The organism is Vibrio sp. 1562 (assembly GCF_033340155.1).
GTDB lineage: Bacteria > Pseudomonadota > Gammaproteobacteria > Enterobacterales > Vibrionaceae > Vibrio > Vibrio alginolyticus.
In genome coordinates, this window is record NZ_JAWOVY010000117.1 from 1 (window position 1) to 1,067 (window position 1,067).

The window sequence follows — 1,067 nt, forward strand, 5'->3', positions numbered from 1 at the left end:
CCACCATCATTTTGATACTTTTGTTGCCAGTTATGATCAGTCGAAAACGAACACCAGAACCTCAGACAGTCATCCATTCGCTGCCAGTCAATAAAAGTCACGAATTTTAATAATCAAGGATTTGATCAATGAAATACTCTATCGCTCGACAATTTGAAAAGAACCGAGAACTTCGGGCTGATAACTTCATCTTGGTGTATCAAATGGGGAAAGTGGGCTCATCGTCTATCGAGCATACTTTGGAAGCGCGTAATATTCCGAGCTATCACATCCACACGTTTGACGATCATGAAGAATTTCACATGTACCACAACAAAAAGGATGTGAGTAAATTCTTCGATTTTAAAAATCGCGCGATGTACCGCTTGGTTCTGAATCAACGCAAGCGCATTTTGCAAAAGCGCGAGCAAATCAAGATCGTTACATTAATCCGTGACCCGATTGCGACCGTTTTCTCCCGTTTTTTCCAAGATTTGCACCTGCAATTTATCGAAGGCAAAAAGAACGATGCCATCCACCGCGATATGGAAGTGACCTACAAGCATCTCGAGCATTGCTTTGATAACTACATCAACCTGAACTACTTCGCAGATTGGTTCGATAACGAGCTAAAACGTAACTTCAGCATCGATGTCATGCGCCAAGAGATCGATAACACTCAACCATTTTTCACGTTCAACAATGACAAAGCTAGCGTCATTCTCATTAAGTGCGAGCAACTGAGTTCCCTCGACAAAGAGATTGGAGACTTCCTAAATGTCGACAACTTTGTTCTGAAAAACAGCAATGAAGCAAAGAACAAATGGTATTCCAACATCCACCAATACTTTAAACAGCATTACGATTTTTCTAAGTTGTTTTACATGTATGACTTACCGCTTTATCGCCATATTTACTCGCAGCAAGAACGAGAAGCTTTCAAAACCAAGTGGTTAAAAACTCCAGGGACAAAGTCAGCATGAAAAAAGTACTTCATATTACCGAAGCCTTTGGTGGTGGTGTTCAAACCGCACTGTACAGCTATGTACATTCATCTCGACATGAACCGTATGAACACTTTTTGCTTG

Annotated in this window: 1 protein-coding gene and 1 pseudogene; both read left to right on the forward strand. The window is 41.0% G+C overall.

Translation table 11 applies throughout. The annotated features are described in order from the left end of the window. Positions 1-128: 128 nt before the first annotated feature. Entirely contained in the window at positions 129-962 is an 834-nt protein-coding gene (locus R7Z49_RS23580; protein ID WP_020838115.1) for a putative capsular polysaccharide synthesis family protein, read from the forward strand. Beyond that, positions 959-1,067, forward strand: a pseudogene (locus R7Z49_RS23585) (capsular biosynthesis protein); the annotation flags it as partial. The gene R7Z49_RS23580 and the pseudogene R7Z49_RS23585, both read left to right, overlap by 4 nt.

Excerpts from the sequence above, each read along its gene's own strand:
- R7Z49_RS23580 (WP_020838115.1), top strand. The coding sequence starts at position 129 with ATGAAATACTCTATCGCTCGACAATTTGAAAAGAACCGAGAACTTCGG.